This window comes from Sulfurovum aggregans (genome assembly GCF_055385215.1).
On sequence record NZ_AP042387.1, the window covers coordinates 764,127 to 781,769 of the forward strand.

Genomic DNA, 17,643 nt, shown 5'->3' on the forward strand with positions numbered 1-17,643 from the left:
TGTTTCTCCTCCTATGGACATGTTGGCAGTTTTCCGACAAGTTTGGCAAGATTGTCAGGAAAAAGTGTTTGTCTCTGTTTACATTCTATTCGTAAAAAATCTGTTCTCTTTTTTTGTGAACGCAGGTCCTTTTCCATCTCTGCAAGCACTTTCATTACATGCACTGTTGTATTTTGATCTGCCTGCATATTCAATACGGCTTCAGGCTGTTTCTCATCTTTTAAAAGTATCTCAAGCTTTTCTGTCAACTCTTTTTTCATCACCCCTGTATGGTGCATACTCTCTTCAAGCTGCACGATCTCCCCCGCCATACGCCAAAAGTTCCTAAAACGATTATGCGCATATAGATACAGTGTCACATACAGCATTATTGCAATCAGTAAAAAGATGAGTACAAAACTGCTTTGTGACGAGATACCCGAACTCACAGGTGCATTAAGCATCTGTGAGACATCCTCCACGGTATTGGTTCTTTCGGTGCTGCCTGCCAAACCGAAGATGTACACTGCTGCACCCAGCATCAGAAGTACACCCACGGCTTCGAGTGTAAATTTACGTTCATGCTCTGCACTGACCTGCTCTTCTATCCGGGAGGAGGCAGTCAGTCTTGCTGCCTGCTCTTCCGTAAAAATACCTTTTTGTTTCAGTCCTTCTATCTTCTCTCTATAATTCACCGCTGATCTCCCTTATGAGTTTGATCCCCTCTTCCGCACCGATCTTTTGCAATTCGATATCTTTGAGGATCCGCTCGATACGTTTTTCATCCTCCTGCTTTTTGGCATTAAGGGCATTTGAAAGTTCATTGAGCCTTTTTTTGAGTGTCGGGTAGCTGATATTCAGATCTTCCGCCATCTCTTTGAGATTACCGCCATGAAAAATGAGTGCTTCGGCAAGCAAACGCTCCTCTTGTGAAAGTCTGGCAAGTCTTGGAAAAAAAAACGTGCCTTTATACTCTGTTTTACAGGCTTCACATGTACAGGAAGTAACAGTAAGATCATTTTCACAGATTAAACATTTTGTCATTTAAAACTCTATATTTTTAATTTATTTAAATAAGTATAGTATTTTTTTTAATTATTGTCAAATATAGATACTTTTATTTATTATATTTCGCCAATTCAACCAATAAGTGCAATTTCTGAGAGAGTAGCGTGAAAGAGAGGGTTAACTGATCATAGGTTATCCTTTTTTCACCACAAATCCAGGAAAGCACTATGAAATATAAACAATTACCCCTCAAAGAAAGATATCATATTTCAACTTTATTGGAGAGAGGATACAAGCAAAAAGAGATCGCGGAGCATATCGGTGTGCATCCTTCAACGATCAGCCGGGAGATCAGAAGGAATAAATATAAAGAACTTGTGATCTATCGGTACCAGAGCTATAGCTGGACACGGCACAAGAACAAGAAATATCACAAGAGAGCCAATGAGCACAAACAACGAGGTACTATTATCGACCGTGTCATGATCGATAAACATTCCAAGATCGTTGAAAAGAAAAAACGTATTGGAGATCTGGAGATCGATACGGTTATCGGCAAAGACCATATCGGGTCATTGGTCACCGTGGTGGACAGAAGATCCAAGTTTACGCTTATCCGACAAGTACCCTCAAATGTAACCCATGCATTGATTGAGATACTGAAGCCTATCAAGCCTGTCCACAAGACCATTACCAGTGATAACGGAAAAGAGTGACTTTACACAGATATCTAAGGAAGAAATCATTACCATACAGAAAAAGCTAAATCACAGACCGAGAAAAGTGCTGAATTACAAAACACCGTATGAAGTATTTTTCGAAGAGTTCGCTAAGGAATTAGTTGCGTGATTGAGGGGGGAGAATTGCACTTATGATTTGAATGGGCATTTAGGGAGTAATTTTTAGAGAAAAGAATTACACTACGCAATAGTATAATTCGATCCCCTTACTAGCGTTCTTGAATTAGGTATTATTAACCCTGAGCCACAGCGTCTTTAAGTGTTTTACCGATTTTAAATTTAGGTGCAGTATGTGCTGCTTTTGTATATGTTTTGTCAGTCCCTGGAACTTTACCGCTTTTTTCTGCTACTTCCACTGTAGAGAATGTCCCAAAACCTACTAGAGATACTGTTTCTTTATTTACAAGTGCCTCTGTTACTGAGTTGATAAATGCTTTTACTGCTCTCTCCGCTGCTGCTTTACTCTCAAACTCACCATTTTTTTGTACTAGTTCTACAAACTCTGCTTTTGTCATTCTTCTTCCTTTTTTTAAGATGCAGTCATTATAACACAACAAACTCTTAAAAAAAGATAAAAAATAGGTAAAAAGCCCCTAATTTACGGTATTTGATGAAGATTTATGACTTTTAAATTAAAGTAATTTTCATGTATTTAATTAAATTATAAATACTATTTGCAAGGATTATTTGGAATACAATAAAAGGAATGGTGCGTCAGAGAGGATTTGAACCTCCACACCCGTAGGGCACTACCCCCTCAAGGTAGCGTGTCTACCGTTCCACCACTGACGCACATAGACTCGATAATTTAAGACTATCAGACTTTAAAATGAGGGTTAACAAAAAGTTGTGACGGAAGTATACCGCCACAAACTTAAGATCTCTTTAGATTAACCGATAAATGGGTTAGCGTAAAGAGCGATAAGAGCAATAACAAGTGTATAGATAACCTGTGCTTCGATCATTGCCAGGGCGATGAACATTGTAGTCATTAGTTTACCACCAAGACCTGGGTTTCTAGCTGTACCTGCGATTGTAGCAGCAGCAGTATGACCCATACCGATAGCTCCACCAAGAGCAGCAAGACCAAGACCAACACCAGCAGCAACTACTGAGTATGCTTTGATCATAGATTCACCACCTGCTTCACCAGCAAATGCAACAGCACCAAGTGCTAAGAAAAGTAAGAAAAACTTTTTCATTTTATATCCTTATGATTTTATGGGTTTCAAGTCCCCGTTGACTGTCTACAAAAGTCTGTTCGGATAGCGTAAACGACTTAACTGTCGCCAATATAAACATAAATGCCTATATTTCCCTACTTAACACTTTTTTTAAGACGCGTTATTATATCTTTTTCATAATTAAATAGAAGTGAATTCAATATGATTTCTACTATTTTTTCTGCTGCTGTCCCATTGCCATAAGGATTTTGTGCTTGCGTCATTATATTATAATAGTCCGGATCATCAATCAGTGCTGAAACTTCTGAAATAATCTTCTCTGTATTTATTCCCACCAGTTTGACAATACCTGATTCCAGTACTTCAGGGCGCTCTGTTTTTTCTCTCATTACCAATACAGGTTTTCCCAAACTTGGTGCTTCTTCCTGTATACCCCCACTGTCTGTTAAAATAAGATAAGATTTACTCATTAGATATATAAATGCCTCATACTCCATTGGTTTGATCAAATATACATTATCCAGACCCTTTAATAAACGGAAAACCGGTTCCTGTACATTTGGGTTCAAATGTACAGGATAGATGAAATCAATATCAGGATAGTGAGAAGCCAGTTCTTTTATTGCCTGGCATATCTGTATGAATCCCTCTCCGAAGTTCTCTCTGCGGTGCCCTGTGATCAATATGAATTTTCCTCTTAAAAGAAATCCTTTATAATATTGTGAAATTTCTTTTTCTAAACGATACCGCAATTTTCGATTATTTTCTATTTTTTTCAAAACCAGAAATAATGCATCAATAACAGTATTTCCTGTAATATAAATTGCTTCCTTATCAATATTTTCCAGAAGAAGATTCTCTTTACTCTGCAATGTCGGAGTAAAATGGTACTGTGCCAGCTGTGCAATCAATTTTCTGTTTGCCTCTTCCGGCCAGGGGCTATAAATATCTCCTGAACGCAAACCTGCTTCAACATGGGCAATACTAATTTTATTGTAAAAGGCACTCAGTGCTGTTGTAAATGCTGTTGTAGTATCTCCATGAACAAAAACCAGATCAGGCTTATACTCCAGAAATACAATTTTCGTACCACTCAATATTTTCTCTGTTACATCATATAGATCCTGATTTTCCTGCATAATATCAAGATCATATTCAGGTTCTATCTCAAATATATCCAAAACCTGATCCAACATCTTTCTGTGTTGTGCAGTAACACATATTTTTGTTTCTATAAGATGCGAATACTGTTTAAAAGCCAATATCAGCGGTGCCATTTTTATCGCTTCAGGTCTTGTGCCAAAAACAAGCAGTATTTTTTTTATCATCCCTCTAAAATTCTTTAAAAAAACCTATTTGAAATAAATATTTTTCATACCCGTCATTTAAATTAAAATATCCTATAGAACCAAAAATTCCCTCATTTTCAGATAACCAGTGCCGATGTGTCAATTTTAAATTCAGTGCATCTTCGTTGATATTGGCAAAGCTGCCATCAGAAATAGATTGATAGGCCTGATTACCATAAGATATATCAAAATATGTCCAGGACTCTTTTTCTGCTCCATAACCTATGCTTAAAAGATGTGTAGTTGAATTTATACTGCCCGGATCACTTTTATTGAAGAAGAAACGATATGAAATATTGTATTTAGGTGCATAATAGGTCAGTCCCACAGAAGTAATGAAGTCCGTGTGGACATCATAATAATCAATATAAGTAAATCCTACAAGTCCGACCCATTGTTTCTGTTCACCAAATTTAAAGTTAAAATCATTATCCAGCCTGTACTTAGGCAAATAGTCGCTATCTGTTCCCACTGACAACTGAGAAAACGTATAAAAAGAAGGGGTCCAGTCTTTATATGCTCCCAAAGCAAAAAGTGAAGCACTTCCCTCTTTTCTGTTAAACAGACCCGCCTGATATACCAATGTCAACTCTTCTGAATACTTTTGATAATAACGTATATTGGTATTTTTCCATGAACCATAAGTATCTGAAGGGTCAATATATTCATAATTGAATGCTATTTCAAATCTATCCTGCTCACCGATCTTGATCTCTTTTATACTCTTTTCTGTCATAAAAGTCTGATTAACATCATTTTTTTCTACTGCATTATTGACAGGTGCTGCCAAAAGTATACCTGATAAAATCACAAACCATACAAATTTCATTTTTAATCCTTTTTCATCAATATTCTACTTTCTTCTCTGCACCGGCTATTGAAAAGAAAGATCTATAAGAGCTTCATTATCATAATTATCTAAAGGAATATAATAATAATTTTTATCCTCGGAATAATTACCTCTAACCATTTTCTTCTCTCCTGTCTTTTTAGGTATAGCCAATACCATCTCCTTCAAGGATCTGTGATTACTGATTTTAGCATGAACACCTTGAACATCCACCCAAAATCTTTTTTTTGTCTCTATCAATCTCATTGTAAAATCAGCAATATTTGTCAATGTCCGTGTTTGCAATTTTCCCTCTTCTACCAACTTTGCTGCATAATCCAGAAAAAACTTCATTGCACTCTTGTAATTGTATTCCGGTATATCATAAGGATGGCTGTAGAAAAGCCTTACAGTATGATTGTCTATAAGGTAGTCAATAAACTCTTTATAGTATTTTTTTACTTTTTCTTCACTCCAATGACTGTTTGAAAATTCTTTTATTGATGCATTAATACCAAAAGTCATTACAGGAAAAGCAATGATCCTGTCAGCAAGCATTTTACCATTATAAAAGGTCCTGTTGGGAGCAGAACCTCCATCTCCGACATAATAATAAGATTGAAATCCAAGTTCTTTCATGATCTCTATAGAAGGAAGGGGAGGGAAAACACCATTCGGAGCAGAATATTCAACCGGTTTATATCCGATGATACTCTCCAATGCCTCATTATTTTTCTGAATATACTCTTTCATCTCTTTTTTACCAAATTTTTTCTCTTCTATATTCTCTGCAAACCAGTTATGTATCCATCCCCCATGTGAACCAATAGGACCATACTGCATCATTTTTTTTACAAGTTCCCGTCCTTTTCCTGTGACATCAAAGCCCAGGCCATCATAAGGTTTATGTAAATCCGGACCGGCTGTTATATGAAATGATTGGTTAAAATCCTTCCTTAAATAATGATGTTCAAAGTTCCATGGCAAAGATATATATTCTATGGAAGAATCAATATGCCAGTTTAACACCAGTGTCCCTTTTGCATTAGGAGAAGAGATGATATGAGGGACATTTGCAATCTTAAAAAGGAATGTTCTAAGAACACTTCTTAGGAACAGGTCATCTGAATTGCCTTTAAGATAACCAAGAGGGGCATTGATATAAAGCAGAGAACCTTTTTCCAGATCTTTTCGGATGATCGCAGGTTGTTGCTTATCATCCCATGCATATATTTTTTGATCCTTACCATTTATTACTTTGACTGCCGAGACCTGATACAGTAATTTACCATATTTATACCCTACAATTGTAAAATTCTCATCAAGTTTTCCACTAGGAAACTCAAAATACCGGGCACTTGATTCATCTTTAAAATGAATATATCCGGTCCTGTAGGATTGCTCCTTTTCTCGTTGATAAACAGCAAAACACAATCCTGTGATCCTATCAAGATACGTTGAAGACAACTTATATTTTCCATCTTTCCTTTTTGTATCTACATCATAAACAAGTGCTACTTTACCACCTGATTTCACATACCTTCCAATCCAATATTCTGTGCCGTTTTCAATATACTGGTTCACGGAATCAGGAAAAATGATCGCAGGAACATTTATATATGTTTTATCAGGAGGAAGTTTGATAAGTTCCTGGTTGCTCATTACATCAAAAGGTACACCTTCTTCTTCAAGAACACTCTCATATGCTTTGAGGATATCACTGTTTTTATCTTTATTATAAACAAGCAGAACTTTTATCTCATGATGGATATTATCTTCCAGTTCATTCTGAGTATCATAAATCACATATCCCAGATATCCCATTAGTACAAGCACCAACAGTATAAAACTTGCTTTTTTCATACTATTCTGCCCTCTCCATAAGTCAAAATATAATTATGTAAAAATGTTCCCTTCGCTATTGTAATTCCTTTAATACCGATAATAGACTTTGGAAGACTGTATCTTCCTATCTGTCCATTTTGTCCAATTTCCAAATAGGTATGAGAAAAAATATTTCCAAAAATAAAACAGTTATCTTTAATGGTTATTTTCTTATCTGAAAAGATATTTCCATAAACAAATGTATTGTTTCCTATCTGCAAAGTTCCATTTGTCTTAACTGAACCGAATATCCTGCAGTCATCTTCAATAATAAGTTTTCCTTTACAGATAATATCACTGTGAATATAGCTTCCTTTCTTTATCACATCATTTTTTTCAAAATACAGGATTTCCTCCTCAATACTCTCATGTTTTTTTTCATGTACGATATCGGTTCCTGTTTTATTTTCAGCACCTTGATTGAGTGGATATATCCCGATCGTATCAGCATAGATCCGTTTAAATGTAACACCAGGATACAACCTTACACTTTTTGCAGTAAGAAGGTTGATAGTTGTATCTTTTTTCACTATCACATCTTTAGCCGCATCTATCCAGGAGTTAACCATACTCTTCTCACCAAGCACTATATTTGCATCACTTTTTAATGCAAAAATTTCACTATGAGGTTGTGTTACAATATCTGCTTTGGTATACAGGATCGCATTTTTTGTTATCTTTCCTTCCAGAGTGACATTTTCAATTGAAGAAAAAAGTAACGGATGTGATATTTTAGAAGGCACAAGTGAAGGATTCACCTCTTTCTCTACCACAATCTCAGTAAAATACTCACTCTTTGACGGTAATATCTTTTCAAAATTCTCAACTTGGAATCTTGGATTAAATGTATAATCCAAATCCATATACAGAGGTTCACTATCTTCTTTTTTATAAATAGTTTTCAACATAGGAATCATCGGCAGAAGAATCAACAAGAAAAAGAGTGCCGTCACGGTTAAAGTCAATAATGTACTATCAGTCATTGTTTCCCCTTTCTGATCGTTTTGTTTTTACCCAATCAACCTCTCTCTTGGTAAAAAGATCCGAAATCGCATCAAAAAATCCGAGTCCGGTATAAAAAATGTAAAGTATGAAATTAAATGCAAACATTGGAACCAGTTTTAATGAAGCTTTCCGCCCATCCAGATAGTTCGCTGTTGAAATTTGGAAAAACGGTGCAAAATTCCCAAAAGCATTGATCGCAAGAATGAAGATCAATGCTGTTATGCTGTTAACAATACCAATCGCATCAATAAAGAAAAGTAGAATAGCATTTATAATACCCACTATCAACATCACCGGCATAGCATATACAAAGAGTAACAATATCCCATCCACTTTTGCTTTCAGAGAGATATATTTTGATTTGAACATAGAGAACAGATGTTTGAACATAACCTCATTATGTCCCCGAGACCATCTTCGGATCTGTTTCGCCCTCGTAACCCAGTCTTCAGGCATCTCTTCGTAACACTCTACTTTATTTGCGTAAGCGACCTTCCAACCATTTAAATACATTTTAAATGTCAGATCCGTATCTTCTGCCAATACCTTAGTATCAAAACTACCCATTTGAATCACAACACTTTTCCTATATGCACCGACAGTTCCTCCATATTGAGGGATAAGATCCAGATTATATCTGGCCTGTTGTCCCACCTGATATCCGCCTGAACGTTCCATATCCAATAGAATAGTTAATAAATTTGTATCACTGTTACCTACAAGGACACGCCCCATTACAGCACCTACTTGAGGATCTTTAAATCCTATTACCAAAGATTTTATCACGTCTTTTCCAGGTAAATAGTCTGCATCAAATACAACAATGATCCTTCCTTTACTTAAGAGCATTCCGTCATTCAGTGCTTCTGATTTTCCTCTCTTTTGCTTTTCTGAAAGTCTATGATGCGGCTGGATATTCGGATATTTTTGAGCATACTCATCTAATATCTCTTTTGTTTTGTCTGTAGAATGATCATTGATAGGTATAATTTCCATTTTATCCATTGGATAATCTGACATAATGATCCTATCCAGTATATTCCTTGCAACCAATTCTTCATTATGCATAGGGATTATCACACTGATCATTGGAAATTCTTTATCAAGAATATCATGATAATAGTTTTTCTGCTCACCGTAAAGTCGATTATACGTAAAAATAAAATGTTGGACCATATAGATGACCATAAAGGCTAAAAGGAATATTTGATACCCCTGTGCTATACTAATCAGTGTTTCCATTATCCTCTCCTTGCATCAGATTTTTGTCTGTCTCTGTAAAGCATTGCTGTATAAATATATATTATTAAAATAAAATCATAAAAAATCGTAAAATACATAAAAGGGGAGAAAACAACAGAAACTTGTGAAACAAGTAATACCGTAACAGCAAAACGTACAAAACTATAAATAAAATAATACCCGATCACACCCAGCAAAATAAGCACTTTTCGTATAAAATACCCTGGGGTCAATGCTAAAATAAATGAAAGTACAACAAAACACATGAGCATAAATCCTATATAGGCATGCATATAAAGATCAAAATACTTTTCTGTGTTATAAGGATAATAATTACTGAAAAAAATAAAATAAGCCAGAAATATACTGAGCAGAAGCATTAGAAATGCTATCCAGAATACTACATTCAAAGGGATAACTTTCTGTTTAAATAAAATCCACATCACGAAGATCGATCCTGCCAATCCAATGAATAATGTCATGGTCTGATTATAAAAAAATGGAACATCCGGTACCATCAGACCAAAATTATAGACGTTTAAATTCAGTACCCCTTCCTGAATACCACTTTCCAATAATATATGAGAAAAATACTCTATAAATTGATTATAAAAAAATGCCAGATAAAAATATATACTTATACTTGACACCACTAAGAAAAATATACTCTCCACCCAGAAAGGCAGACCTTTACGTTCGATAATCCTATATGACCGATGTTGCAATATTTCCATACTCTACTCCCTTTATTTTAGAACTGGCTGTCTATCCATTGTGCACGATTTAATAGCCAGGCTTTTAAATGTTCATTTACCGCACTGTCAAAAGTTTGACAATAAACAAGCTCCCCGTTTTCCAGACAGGCTTTTCTGTTTGGCCATACATATTGTCCCAGTACATCCGGCCATCTCTCAAAATTACGGGCTGCTGCCTCAGTTAAAAGAGTCTGAGTCTGATCTAAGAACAGCATCAGGTTTGCATCTGACCAGGCCGTATTTCTCAATGTATTCCATAACTCTTTTGTTTTTTGTTTAAATGCCGGATCACTCATCAGTCTTTCCATCCAGTATCGCAATGCTGTACCAGGATAGTCAGCCTTTAAAATATCATACGACCACCCGATATAAGAACCTTCAAACCGATAATTATTATTCCCCATACCCAGATTAAAATCCCATACTGTACTCATAGAGAGCGTTTGATTTCTGTCTTTATGCAGATATTCACTATAGAGCCAAGTATCAACATCCTGAAAGAATTCGCGTGAAAGCAAATGCACGATAAAAGAATCATCATCGATCCAATTCTTGTAATACTCTGCAGCCTGACTGTTGTTAAAATCATCGGATGCTATTGCATATTCAAAGTCCTGTACATAATTCTCTATATAATATTTCTGGTCATCTGTGATTTTGCTGCTTTTAGGATCAACATAAATAAACTGAGTTCCGTTGATACCAAGGAAAGATTCTTCATCTTCATCCGGTTCTCCATCTTTCTTAAATATGTATCCACCTGTGATTTCCGGTGGCAAAACATCTTCATCTGTCAATTTTGTGATATCAAGACGGTTTTTATCTCTTTTTATCTTTTCCATCAAGACATAAACACCATCATAGCGATAATGGTCATCCACCCGTGTAAGTAATTCAACAAAGTGTGAACGTACTGCATAATACTTGCTTTCATCTATCTCACGTGTTTTATGGTATACAAGGTAATTTCTCATCAGAGACTTGTCTCCATAGGGGGCTTGAAGTATCCATTTATGCTCTTTTGGCATACCCAGTAAAGAGATATCATCATCATCTTCATCCCAGGTTTCTGTATCAACACTATATTGCTTTTTAGGATAGTAATATTGTGAAGAACTACCACGAACCTCTATTTCCATATATCCACTATAGTTGGGAAAAAGTATCAAACTGCTACGATTAGTATCATCTGGCTCAATAATAGTCATACTACCTTTGATTTTTGGTTCATCAGGTATCTCCTGATCTCCTGTATCAACAATAACAATAGGAAGATTTGAACTAAAATCAGTTTGAACAGTACCATTGATAGTGACAGGAAGTTGCGTGATACTAACGTTCACATCTACTTTAACAGAAGTTCCATTTTCATCTGTCACAGTATATTTAAAAGTATCATTGGTATTTTGTATAGTTAACGCTGAGAGGTAAGAGTATCGTCCGGTATGTATGTCTAAGAGTGTGACATTTCCTTCTGTTGAGCCAGTATCTACATTAAATGTTAATGTCCCATTTAAATTATAAGATGGCAGATACGCTGTTTTAAGTATATGGGAGGAAACATTAATACTGGTAGTCTCAGTATTTCCGGGGTCTGTACCACCCCCACCCCCACAACCTAGCAAAAGGAAGAGTATAACACTCATTAAAAATAAATTTTTCATTTTAGACTCCTTCATTTTATAATCAAAGATCTAATCTACTATCTTCCTTAGTATAGCATAACTTAAAGATAAAATAATATTTATTGAAAAAAGGCTTGCATTTCTTTTAGTATTGGAACATAAGCAGGCAAGAATAAAATAAAAGTAGCTTATTCTTTTTTCAACAAGTTTTTATGAAGTGCTACATAAAAGTTTGTGGATTTTGTTTTATTAAGTAAAGATAGGCATTGCACCTTGAGAAGATGCAACGGGAGATAATTTTATGCTAAAAACTCTGGTGTAGCGAGTTCAACCTTTTTACCTTTTTGCTCCATTACAACAACCGTGATCTCATCACCTTCATTGTATCTTTCTGAAAGATTATTCACACGTTCTTTTGCTACTTTTGAAATATGAAGAAGTGCATCAAAGCCATCTGGCATCTCTACAAAGAGTCCGAAATCTACTATTTTTTTTACTTTACCCTGATAACTTTTACCTACTTCGTATACCATCTGTTTTTTTACCGGTGCATCTGCTATCTTTTTGATATGCTCTTTTGCTGCAGCTACTTTTTCTTTATCTTCACCGGAAAGTTTTACACCGCCTACATCACGGTCAAGATCGATACTTACTTCAAATTTTTCAATAATATCCCGTATTGTGGCCCCTGCTTTACCGATAATATCGCCTATTTTACTAGGATGAACTGTAAAGTGCTCCGTACTTGGAAGTGCACCACTTTCAACTATGTTGGATTCTGCCTCTTCCATAAGCTTTAAAATATGGTTTTTACCTTTATTTGCCTGCATAAGAGCATCCCTCAGTACTTCCAGATCGATACCTCCCAATTTGATATCCATCTGAAGTGCAGTGATCCCATTCTTTGTTCCTGCTACTTTGAAGTCCATATCTCCATCATGATCCTCAAGTCCCATGATATCTGTAAGTACCGCATATTTGTCGCCCTCACTTACAAGTCCCATAGCAATACCGGCAACAAGATCCACCATCTCAACATCTGCTGAACGTAATGCCAGACAACCGCCGCATATCGTTGCCATCGAGGAGGAACCGTTACTCTCCAGTATTTCAGAGACCAGACGGATCGTTCCATCATAGTTTAATGGTATTGCCGGTTCCAGTGCCCGTTTAGCAAGATTTCCGTGACCCAGTTCTCTACGTCCCGGAGCACCTATGAACTTCGCTTCACCTACAGAATAGCCAGGAAAGTTATAATGTACCATAAAGTTTTCCGATCGACTCGTTTTATCTGTGATAAGTTCAAACATCTGTGCATCTTTTTTGTCACCAAGCGTTGCAGTAACCAGTGCCTGTGTCTGCCCCCGGGTAAAAAGGCATGATCCGTGTACAGACGGCAAAAGATTCGTTTCTATACTGATTGGTCTTACCTCATCCAGAGCACGTCCGTCTGCTCTGACATTTTTATCCAGTATCATTGCACGTACAACGGTTTTTTTATAACGTTCCAGTACTTTCGATACCAGTTCCTTATCTGCTTCCTTACCTTCTTCTTCCAATGCTTCTATGATCCTGGTACGTACTTTTTTAAGTTCTGTCGAACGTTCACTTTTTGCCATATGTGAAATCGCACTCTCAACATCAACAGCATAATTGCTTTCTATGTAAGCATAAATTGACTCATCCACTTTATCTTCGGCAAGTTCCAGAACCAGAGTATCTCTGACAAGCGGAGTAAATTCTTTACTATATATTTCTGTTGCTTTATGAATCGCTTCACCTGCCAATGCAATCGCCGATACTAAAGCCTCTTCATCCAGTTCATTGCATTCCTGGTGTTCCAGTATCAATGGAACAGCCCCCATCATAGGATCTATCATATCAACTTCTACATCATCTATGATCTCTGAGGCCATCGCACGCATTTCTATCATAAGGATATCGTTACTAGATCCGACAACAAGAAGATCCAATACACTTTCATCCTGCTGACTCAATGTAGGATTGATAAGCAATTCATCTCCTATTTTACCTACTCTTACTGCTGCGATACTTTGTGTCACAGGGATATCTGAAACATAGAGTGCCGAGGAAGCAGCATGAAGTGCAGCCACTTGCATATCTACTTCACTGTCACTACTGACCACCATGACTGTAATAGTTACAGGATAGTGAAAACCTTTAGGGAACAACGGACGCAGAGAACGATCGACTATACGGGAGGTCAGTGTCTCAAAATCACCCGGCTTCGTCTCTCGTTTAATAAAACCCCCGGGTATCTTTGCTGCTGCATATGACTTTTCCATATATTGCACCGTTAAGGGGAGAAAATCTTCCTCTACCAATTTTTCATCGATAGCAACAGCTGCTATCAGTACAGCTTTCCCCTGTCTGTACATTACTGCGCCACTTGCCTGTTTTGCTATTTTATTAAACTCATATTTCTCTTCAAGGTTATTGACATTTATCTCTACAATTTGTTCTTTCATGCTTTTATTTTCCTTTTAGCATAGTATATTAGGTCATTCTGAACTTGATTCAGGATCCAAAATCCACATATTCAGACAGTTATTCCAAAATTTCAGTCATTTTGCTTTTTATCTCTTGCTGTCTGACTATCTTTGATATTTCTTCAAAATTCAATGGTTCAAACTCTCTATAGTAGTATTCTATCGAAATATAGTCTTGTATCTTATGAGGGCAAAACACACCGTCACATACAGAGAGCAGATTTTGATACACCGCTCTGTCCAAAATAGGCGTAGCAATATAAATATTTTTTGCTTCTCTTGCAATCACAGATTTAAGTGCAACCATCATAGTAAGCCCCGTTTCTATACATTCATCTACAAGTACAACATATTTTCCTTTAAGGGAGACCAGATCTTTCCCCTTGCGATATTTATAAACGTAGGCCAAGACCTCTTCTTCATACTTGCGCTGTGCCTCACTGTATACATAATCTTCATTAATACCGAATGAGTCTATCAGAGCCTTATGCATCACAACCTCTTCGGTTTCAGATACCATTGCAATAGCAAGTTCTGAATTATGAGGTGCAAGAATAGGTTCAGTAAGCAGAATATCCATTTGTGCGTCTGTTGCTCTGGCAATCCGGTCTGCAAAATAAACACCTCCCTCACTGACTCCTATTACAACAGTTTCATTCTTTTCCAACAGCTCAAGCGGCAGTGTATCTATAAGTTTGGATGCAGCATCCTCTCTGTTTTTGAAATACATATTAAGGTCTGAATCGATGGGCATACTCTGCTCCTGGGAATTGTTTATTGACTTCATCTTCATCAAAAGTATAACGAAACTCTTCTATATACTTCATCAAAAGTTTATACGCATGATTGATCTGTTCCATTTTTATCGGATCCCCTCCCAGATCAGGATGGTATTTTTTTGCAAGGAAATGATATTGTTTTTTAATATCTGATTTTGTGATCAATTTCGGCAGACATAATATCTCCAGGGCATGATCTATCTCTTCCATAGGGCCGGACATTACTGCTCCTTGCCTGTACCTATTCCACCGAAAGGAATAAAGTTAAATTGAACATAAAAACTGTTATCTGTCGTAAACCCTGTAGGTCTTGGGGTTATATCCTGTCTCAGGTAGGCAGCCATACTCCAGCAGTCACGCTTATAACTTCCTCCGATTCTCCACTGTTTACTGGAAGCATCATCTATATTATAAGTGAAACCACCATCAATTTTAACTCTGTTAGTCAATCTGTAGCCAAAATTAAAACTTACATCATTTGCAGGTATGACAGTGGTCTCATCCGGTAATATCTGCTTATAAGAGTGCCCTAAAGTAAAGTCATACATCTCTTCCTGCAATGAAATACGGGTTGAAGATTCACGTACTTTACCAAATTCCGGAGCATACACCAGGTTATTGTAAAATTGCCACTGTTCCCAGTTATACTGCATTTCATTACTGATGTTTGCAAACTCATATGCTCTGTTCATATAATATTTTTGGGAAAGACGTTGGTAGAATATCAAATTCATCTTTTTATCATAAAAATACTGACTTAACGCAAAAGTATAATTCTCCTCAGGCAAACCGACTGTAAAAAGCTCTTTCTGTTCATCCTCCAATTGATCGAAAAGAACAGGCTTTTCACTTTCATTACCGGGCTTTATATAAGAGAGGGAAAGATGCATTACATGGATAAAATCATTATAACTCTTTGTCAGATCAGTAAATAACTTTATATTGTGAATACTGCTATAATATTGAAAATCATCATATACATAACTTCCATTGCCAAAAAAGACCTTGGTATGATAAAGTTCTTCTCCCAGTGAAATATTAAGGAAATCATCAAAAAAAGAAGTAGTAAAAGTCAAAGGTACTTTTATTTCAGCCTGTTTAAGCGTGACACCTTCTTTCCTGTCAAAATTTTTAAGTTGGAAATCAATGCTGTAGGTAAAGTTATTCCATAAAAAATGATCCAGATATTTATGCAGTTGTATAGAAGGAAGTATCTGAAGTGTATCGGCATTACTCTCTTTACGTGTATCTACGAAATATTTTGCATTGATACCCCCATAATAATCTTCATTATATAAAAAATAATTTAATCGTGATTCCTGCAATGAACTTAAACCAAAATGTTGAAGTTGTGTCTTCTGCAAATTGAGATAATCAATGTCATTTAGAAATGTCGTATTGATATATAGTCCATCTATGAAATCCTCAGGCAATTTTCCACTGAATACTTTAGAAGATTCATAATTGAACTCCAGTCCGTAATGACTGCTATCAGGGAGATTGTTTGCTTCTGTATAGCTTGTCTTGTCTCTAAAATACCCTACCCTTAACTTTCCGGAAGAATGGTTACTGTCTACAAAACGAAAAGTACTGTAAATCCCTATACTGCGATCTGTCCGTATTTGCGGATTGAACTCAATATCCATACTGGGTGAAATAGCCCAAAAAACAGGCTGTTCATACACAAATCCTTCCTCTTCCGTATAACCCAAAAGAGGAAACAGCAGACCGGAACTTCTCTCTCTATTGGTAGAAAAAGCCAAATAAGGAGAATAGAAGATTGGTATATCACGGAAATATACTTTTGCATCATATACTTTCATATACTTTGCATCACTGTCATAATTTGAATGGGAAAAAACCATTTTCCATAAAGGATCATTGATATCACAGCTTGAAAGTAAAGACCTGCCCAATGTGTAATTACCTTCACTGCGGGATGCTTTATCAGAAAAGAACCACACATCATTCTTACTCACAAAAAAAAGTTGTTCGAAACTGACCTCTTTATTGTCTGTATGTATCTCAATATGATCTGTATGCTCTTTTGTACCCTTATATCCGATCATCTCTATCTGTCCATCCAGAACAAGTATCTTTGTCTCTTTATTATAAGAAGCAGACTCTGCTTTTATCACAGAATCCTGATAATATACCACTACACCATCGGTAGCATGTACAGTTGTTTTCGTACTTTTTAAATGTTTTGCAGTAACTTCTATTTTGGTTTTCTCTTGTTCAGCCGCTAAAAGTCCTGCATAAAAAAAAAGAATAAAGGCAAAAAGAAATAGTATTTTACGCATTGATTACTACACAATTTGAGAATTTGTCATGCAAGGTCTGTCTCATAGGTAAAAAGAATGCCATAATAAACCCTGCATAGAACAGTGTTTCACTAATAAGTCTGACCGATGCCCTTAAAAAGGACCTCTGTAAGGACGGCGTGGATTCTGTATCTAATTCTATCACTTTGATCTTTGCAACATATTTTCCAAGTGTCATACCGTTTTGCCAGATCAGTACAGTATGATATAACACTTTAACAGCAAAAAATACTAAAATATTTTCTGTCATAAAAATATTGATCATTTCCAGTGAAGCCTGATCGGATATATTGATATTTGAGAAAAGTATGGAGAGTTGATCATAAAAAATAATCATAAAGAACAGAGAGACTACAATATCATCTATAATAAAAGCAGAGATACGCTTTTGTATCTTTGCAACAGGTAAAGATGTAGACTCTGTCATGAA

Annotated in this window: 16 protein-coding genes, 1 tRNA gene and 1 pseudogene; 1 reads left to right on the top strand and 17 read right to left on the bottom strand. The window is 36.2% G+C overall.

The window, feature by feature from the left end:
• Nucleotides 1-11 precede the first annotated feature (11 nt).
• Nucleotides 12-674 (bottom strand): hypothetical protein, encoded by a 663-nt coding sequence (locus ACZ48W_RS03805; RefSeq protein WP_464830007.1) that lies wholly within the window; start codon nt 672-674, stop codon nt 12-14.
• Nucleotides 664-1,023: a DUF2089 family protein gene (locus tag ACZ48W_RS03810; RefSeq protein ID WP_464830008.1), complete on the bottom strand. Its 360-nt coding sequence runs from the start codon at nt 1,021-1,023 to the stop codon at nt 664-666. The genes ACZ48W_RS03805 and ACZ48W_RS03810 overlap by 11 nt, the downstream gene beginning before the upstream one ends.
• Nucleotides 1,024-1,214: 191 nt before the next feature.
• Here ACZ48W_RS03810 and ACZ48W_RS03815 point away from each other — a divergent pair.
• Nucleotides 1,215-1,836 (top strand): annotated as a pseudogene (locus ACZ48W_RS03815) (transposase).
• 124 nt (nt 1,837-1,960) lie between these two features.
• On the opposite strand, the gene ACZ48W_RS03820 reads toward ACZ48W_RS03815, so the two are convergent.
• The 15 genes from ACZ48W_RS03820 to ACZ48W_RS03890 all read right to left on the bottom strand — a co-directional run bounded on the left by ACZ48W_RS03820 (nt 1,961) and on the right by ACZ48W_RS03890 (nt 17,640).
• Nucleotides 1,961-2,242, bottom strand: a complete 282-nt coding sequence (locus tag ACZ48W_RS03820; protein ID WP_464830009.1) for an HU family DNA-binding protein — start codon at nt 2,240-2,242, stop codon at nt 1,961-1,963.
• A 192-nt stretch (nt 2,243-2,434) separates the two neighbouring features.
• Nucleotides 2,435-2,519: transfer RNA gene (locus tag ACZ48W_RS03825), tRNA-Leu, on the bottom strand.
• A gap of 98 nt (nt 2,520-2,617) precedes the next feature.
• The gene (locus ACZ48W_RS03830) at nt 2,618-2,929 is read right to left on the bottom strand and encodes a F0F1 ATP synthase subunit C (RefSeq protein ID WP_464830010.1); all 312 of its coding nucleotides are present in this window, start codon (nt 2,927-2,929) and stop codon (nt 2,618-2,620) included.
• A gap of 116 nt (nt 2,930-3,045) precedes the next feature.
• Nucleotides 3,046-4,239: a non-hydrolyzing UDP-N-acetylglucosamine 2-epimerase gene (wecB, locus tag ACZ48W_RS03835; RefSeq protein ID WP_464830011.1), complete on the bottom strand. Its 1,194-nt coding sequence runs from the start codon at nt 4,237-4,239 to the stop codon at nt 3,046-3,048.
• Between the two features lie 4 nt (nt 4,240-4,243).
• A complete protein-coding gene (locus ACZ48W_RS03840; RefSeq protein ID WP_464830012.1) occupies nt 4,244-5,089 on the bottom strand; it encodes a YaiO family outer membrane beta-barrel protein in 846 nt (281 codons plus the stop codon).
• A 45-nt stretch (nt 5,090-5,134) separates the two neighbouring features.
• On the bottom strand, nt 5,135-6,952 hold the full coding sequence (locus ACZ48W_RS03845) for a polysaccharide deacetylase family protein (RefSeq protein WP_464830013.1): 1,818 nt from the start codon (nt 6,950-6,952) through the stop codon (nt 5,135-5,137).
• Nucleotides 6,949-7,956 (bottom strand): bactofilin family protein, encoded by a 1,008-nt coding sequence (locus tag ACZ48W_RS03850; protein WP_464830014.1) that lies wholly within the window; start codon nt 7,954-7,956, stop codon nt 6,949-6,951. The genes ACZ48W_RS03845 and ACZ48W_RS03850 overlap by 4 nt, the downstream gene beginning before the upstream one ends.
• Nucleotides 7,949-9,220 (bottom strand): glycosyltransferase family 2 protein, encoded by a 1,272-nt coding sequence (locus tag ACZ48W_RS03855; RefSeq protein WP_464830015.1) that lies wholly within the window; start codon nt 9,218-9,220, stop codon nt 7,949-7,951. The genes ACZ48W_RS03850 and ACZ48W_RS03855 overlap by 8 nt, the downstream gene beginning before the upstream one ends.
• Nucleotides 9,220-9,954, bottom strand: coding sequence for a hypothetical protein (locus ACZ48W_RS03860; protein WP_464830016.1), 735 nt, complete (start codon nt 9,952-9,954; stop codon nt 9,220-9,222). Before ACZ48W_RS03860 ends, ACZ48W_RS03855 begins: the two co-directional genes overlap by 1 nt.
• A 17-nt stretch (nt 9,955-9,971) precedes the next feature.
• Complete coding sequence (locus ACZ48W_RS03865) at nt 9,972-11,639, bottom strand: CotH kinase family protein (RefSeq protein WP_464830017.1); 1,668 nt, start codon at nt 11,637-11,639, stop codon at nt 9,972-9,974.
• Between the two features lie 260 nt (nt 11,640-11,899).
• Complete coding sequence (locus ACZ48W_RS03870; protein ID WP_464830018.1) at nt 11,900-14,089, bottom strand: polyribonucleotide nucleotidyltransferase; 2,190 nt, start codon at nt 14,087-14,089, stop codon at nt 11,900-11,902.
• A gap of 79 nt (nt 14,090-14,168) precedes the next feature.
• Entirely contained in the window at nt 14,169-14,864 is a 696-nt protein-coding gene (locus ACZ48W_RS03875) for a phosphoribosyltransferase (protein ID WP_464830019.1), read from the bottom strand.
• Complete coding sequence (locus ACZ48W_RS03880) at nt 14,842-15,111, bottom strand: J domain-containing protein (protein WP_464830020.1); 270 nt, start codon at nt 15,109-15,111, stop codon at nt 14,842-14,844. The genes ACZ48W_RS03875 and ACZ48W_RS03880 overlap by 23 nt, the downstream gene beginning before the upstream one ends.
• Entirely contained in the window at nt 15,111-17,192 is a 2,082-nt protein-coding gene (locus ACZ48W_RS03885; protein WP_464830021.1) for an LPS-assembly protein LptD, read from the bottom strand. Before ACZ48W_RS03885 ends, ACZ48W_RS03880 begins: the two co-directional genes overlap by 1 nt.
• Nucleotides 17,185-17,640 (bottom strand): RDD family protein, encoded by a 456-nt coding sequence (locus tag ACZ48W_RS03890; RefSeq protein ID WP_464830022.1) that lies wholly within the window; start codon nt 17,638-17,640, stop codon nt 17,185-17,187. The genes ACZ48W_RS03885 and ACZ48W_RS03890 overlap by 8 nt, the downstream gene beginning before the upstream one ends.
• Nucleotides 17,641-17,643: the final 3 nt, after the last annotated feature.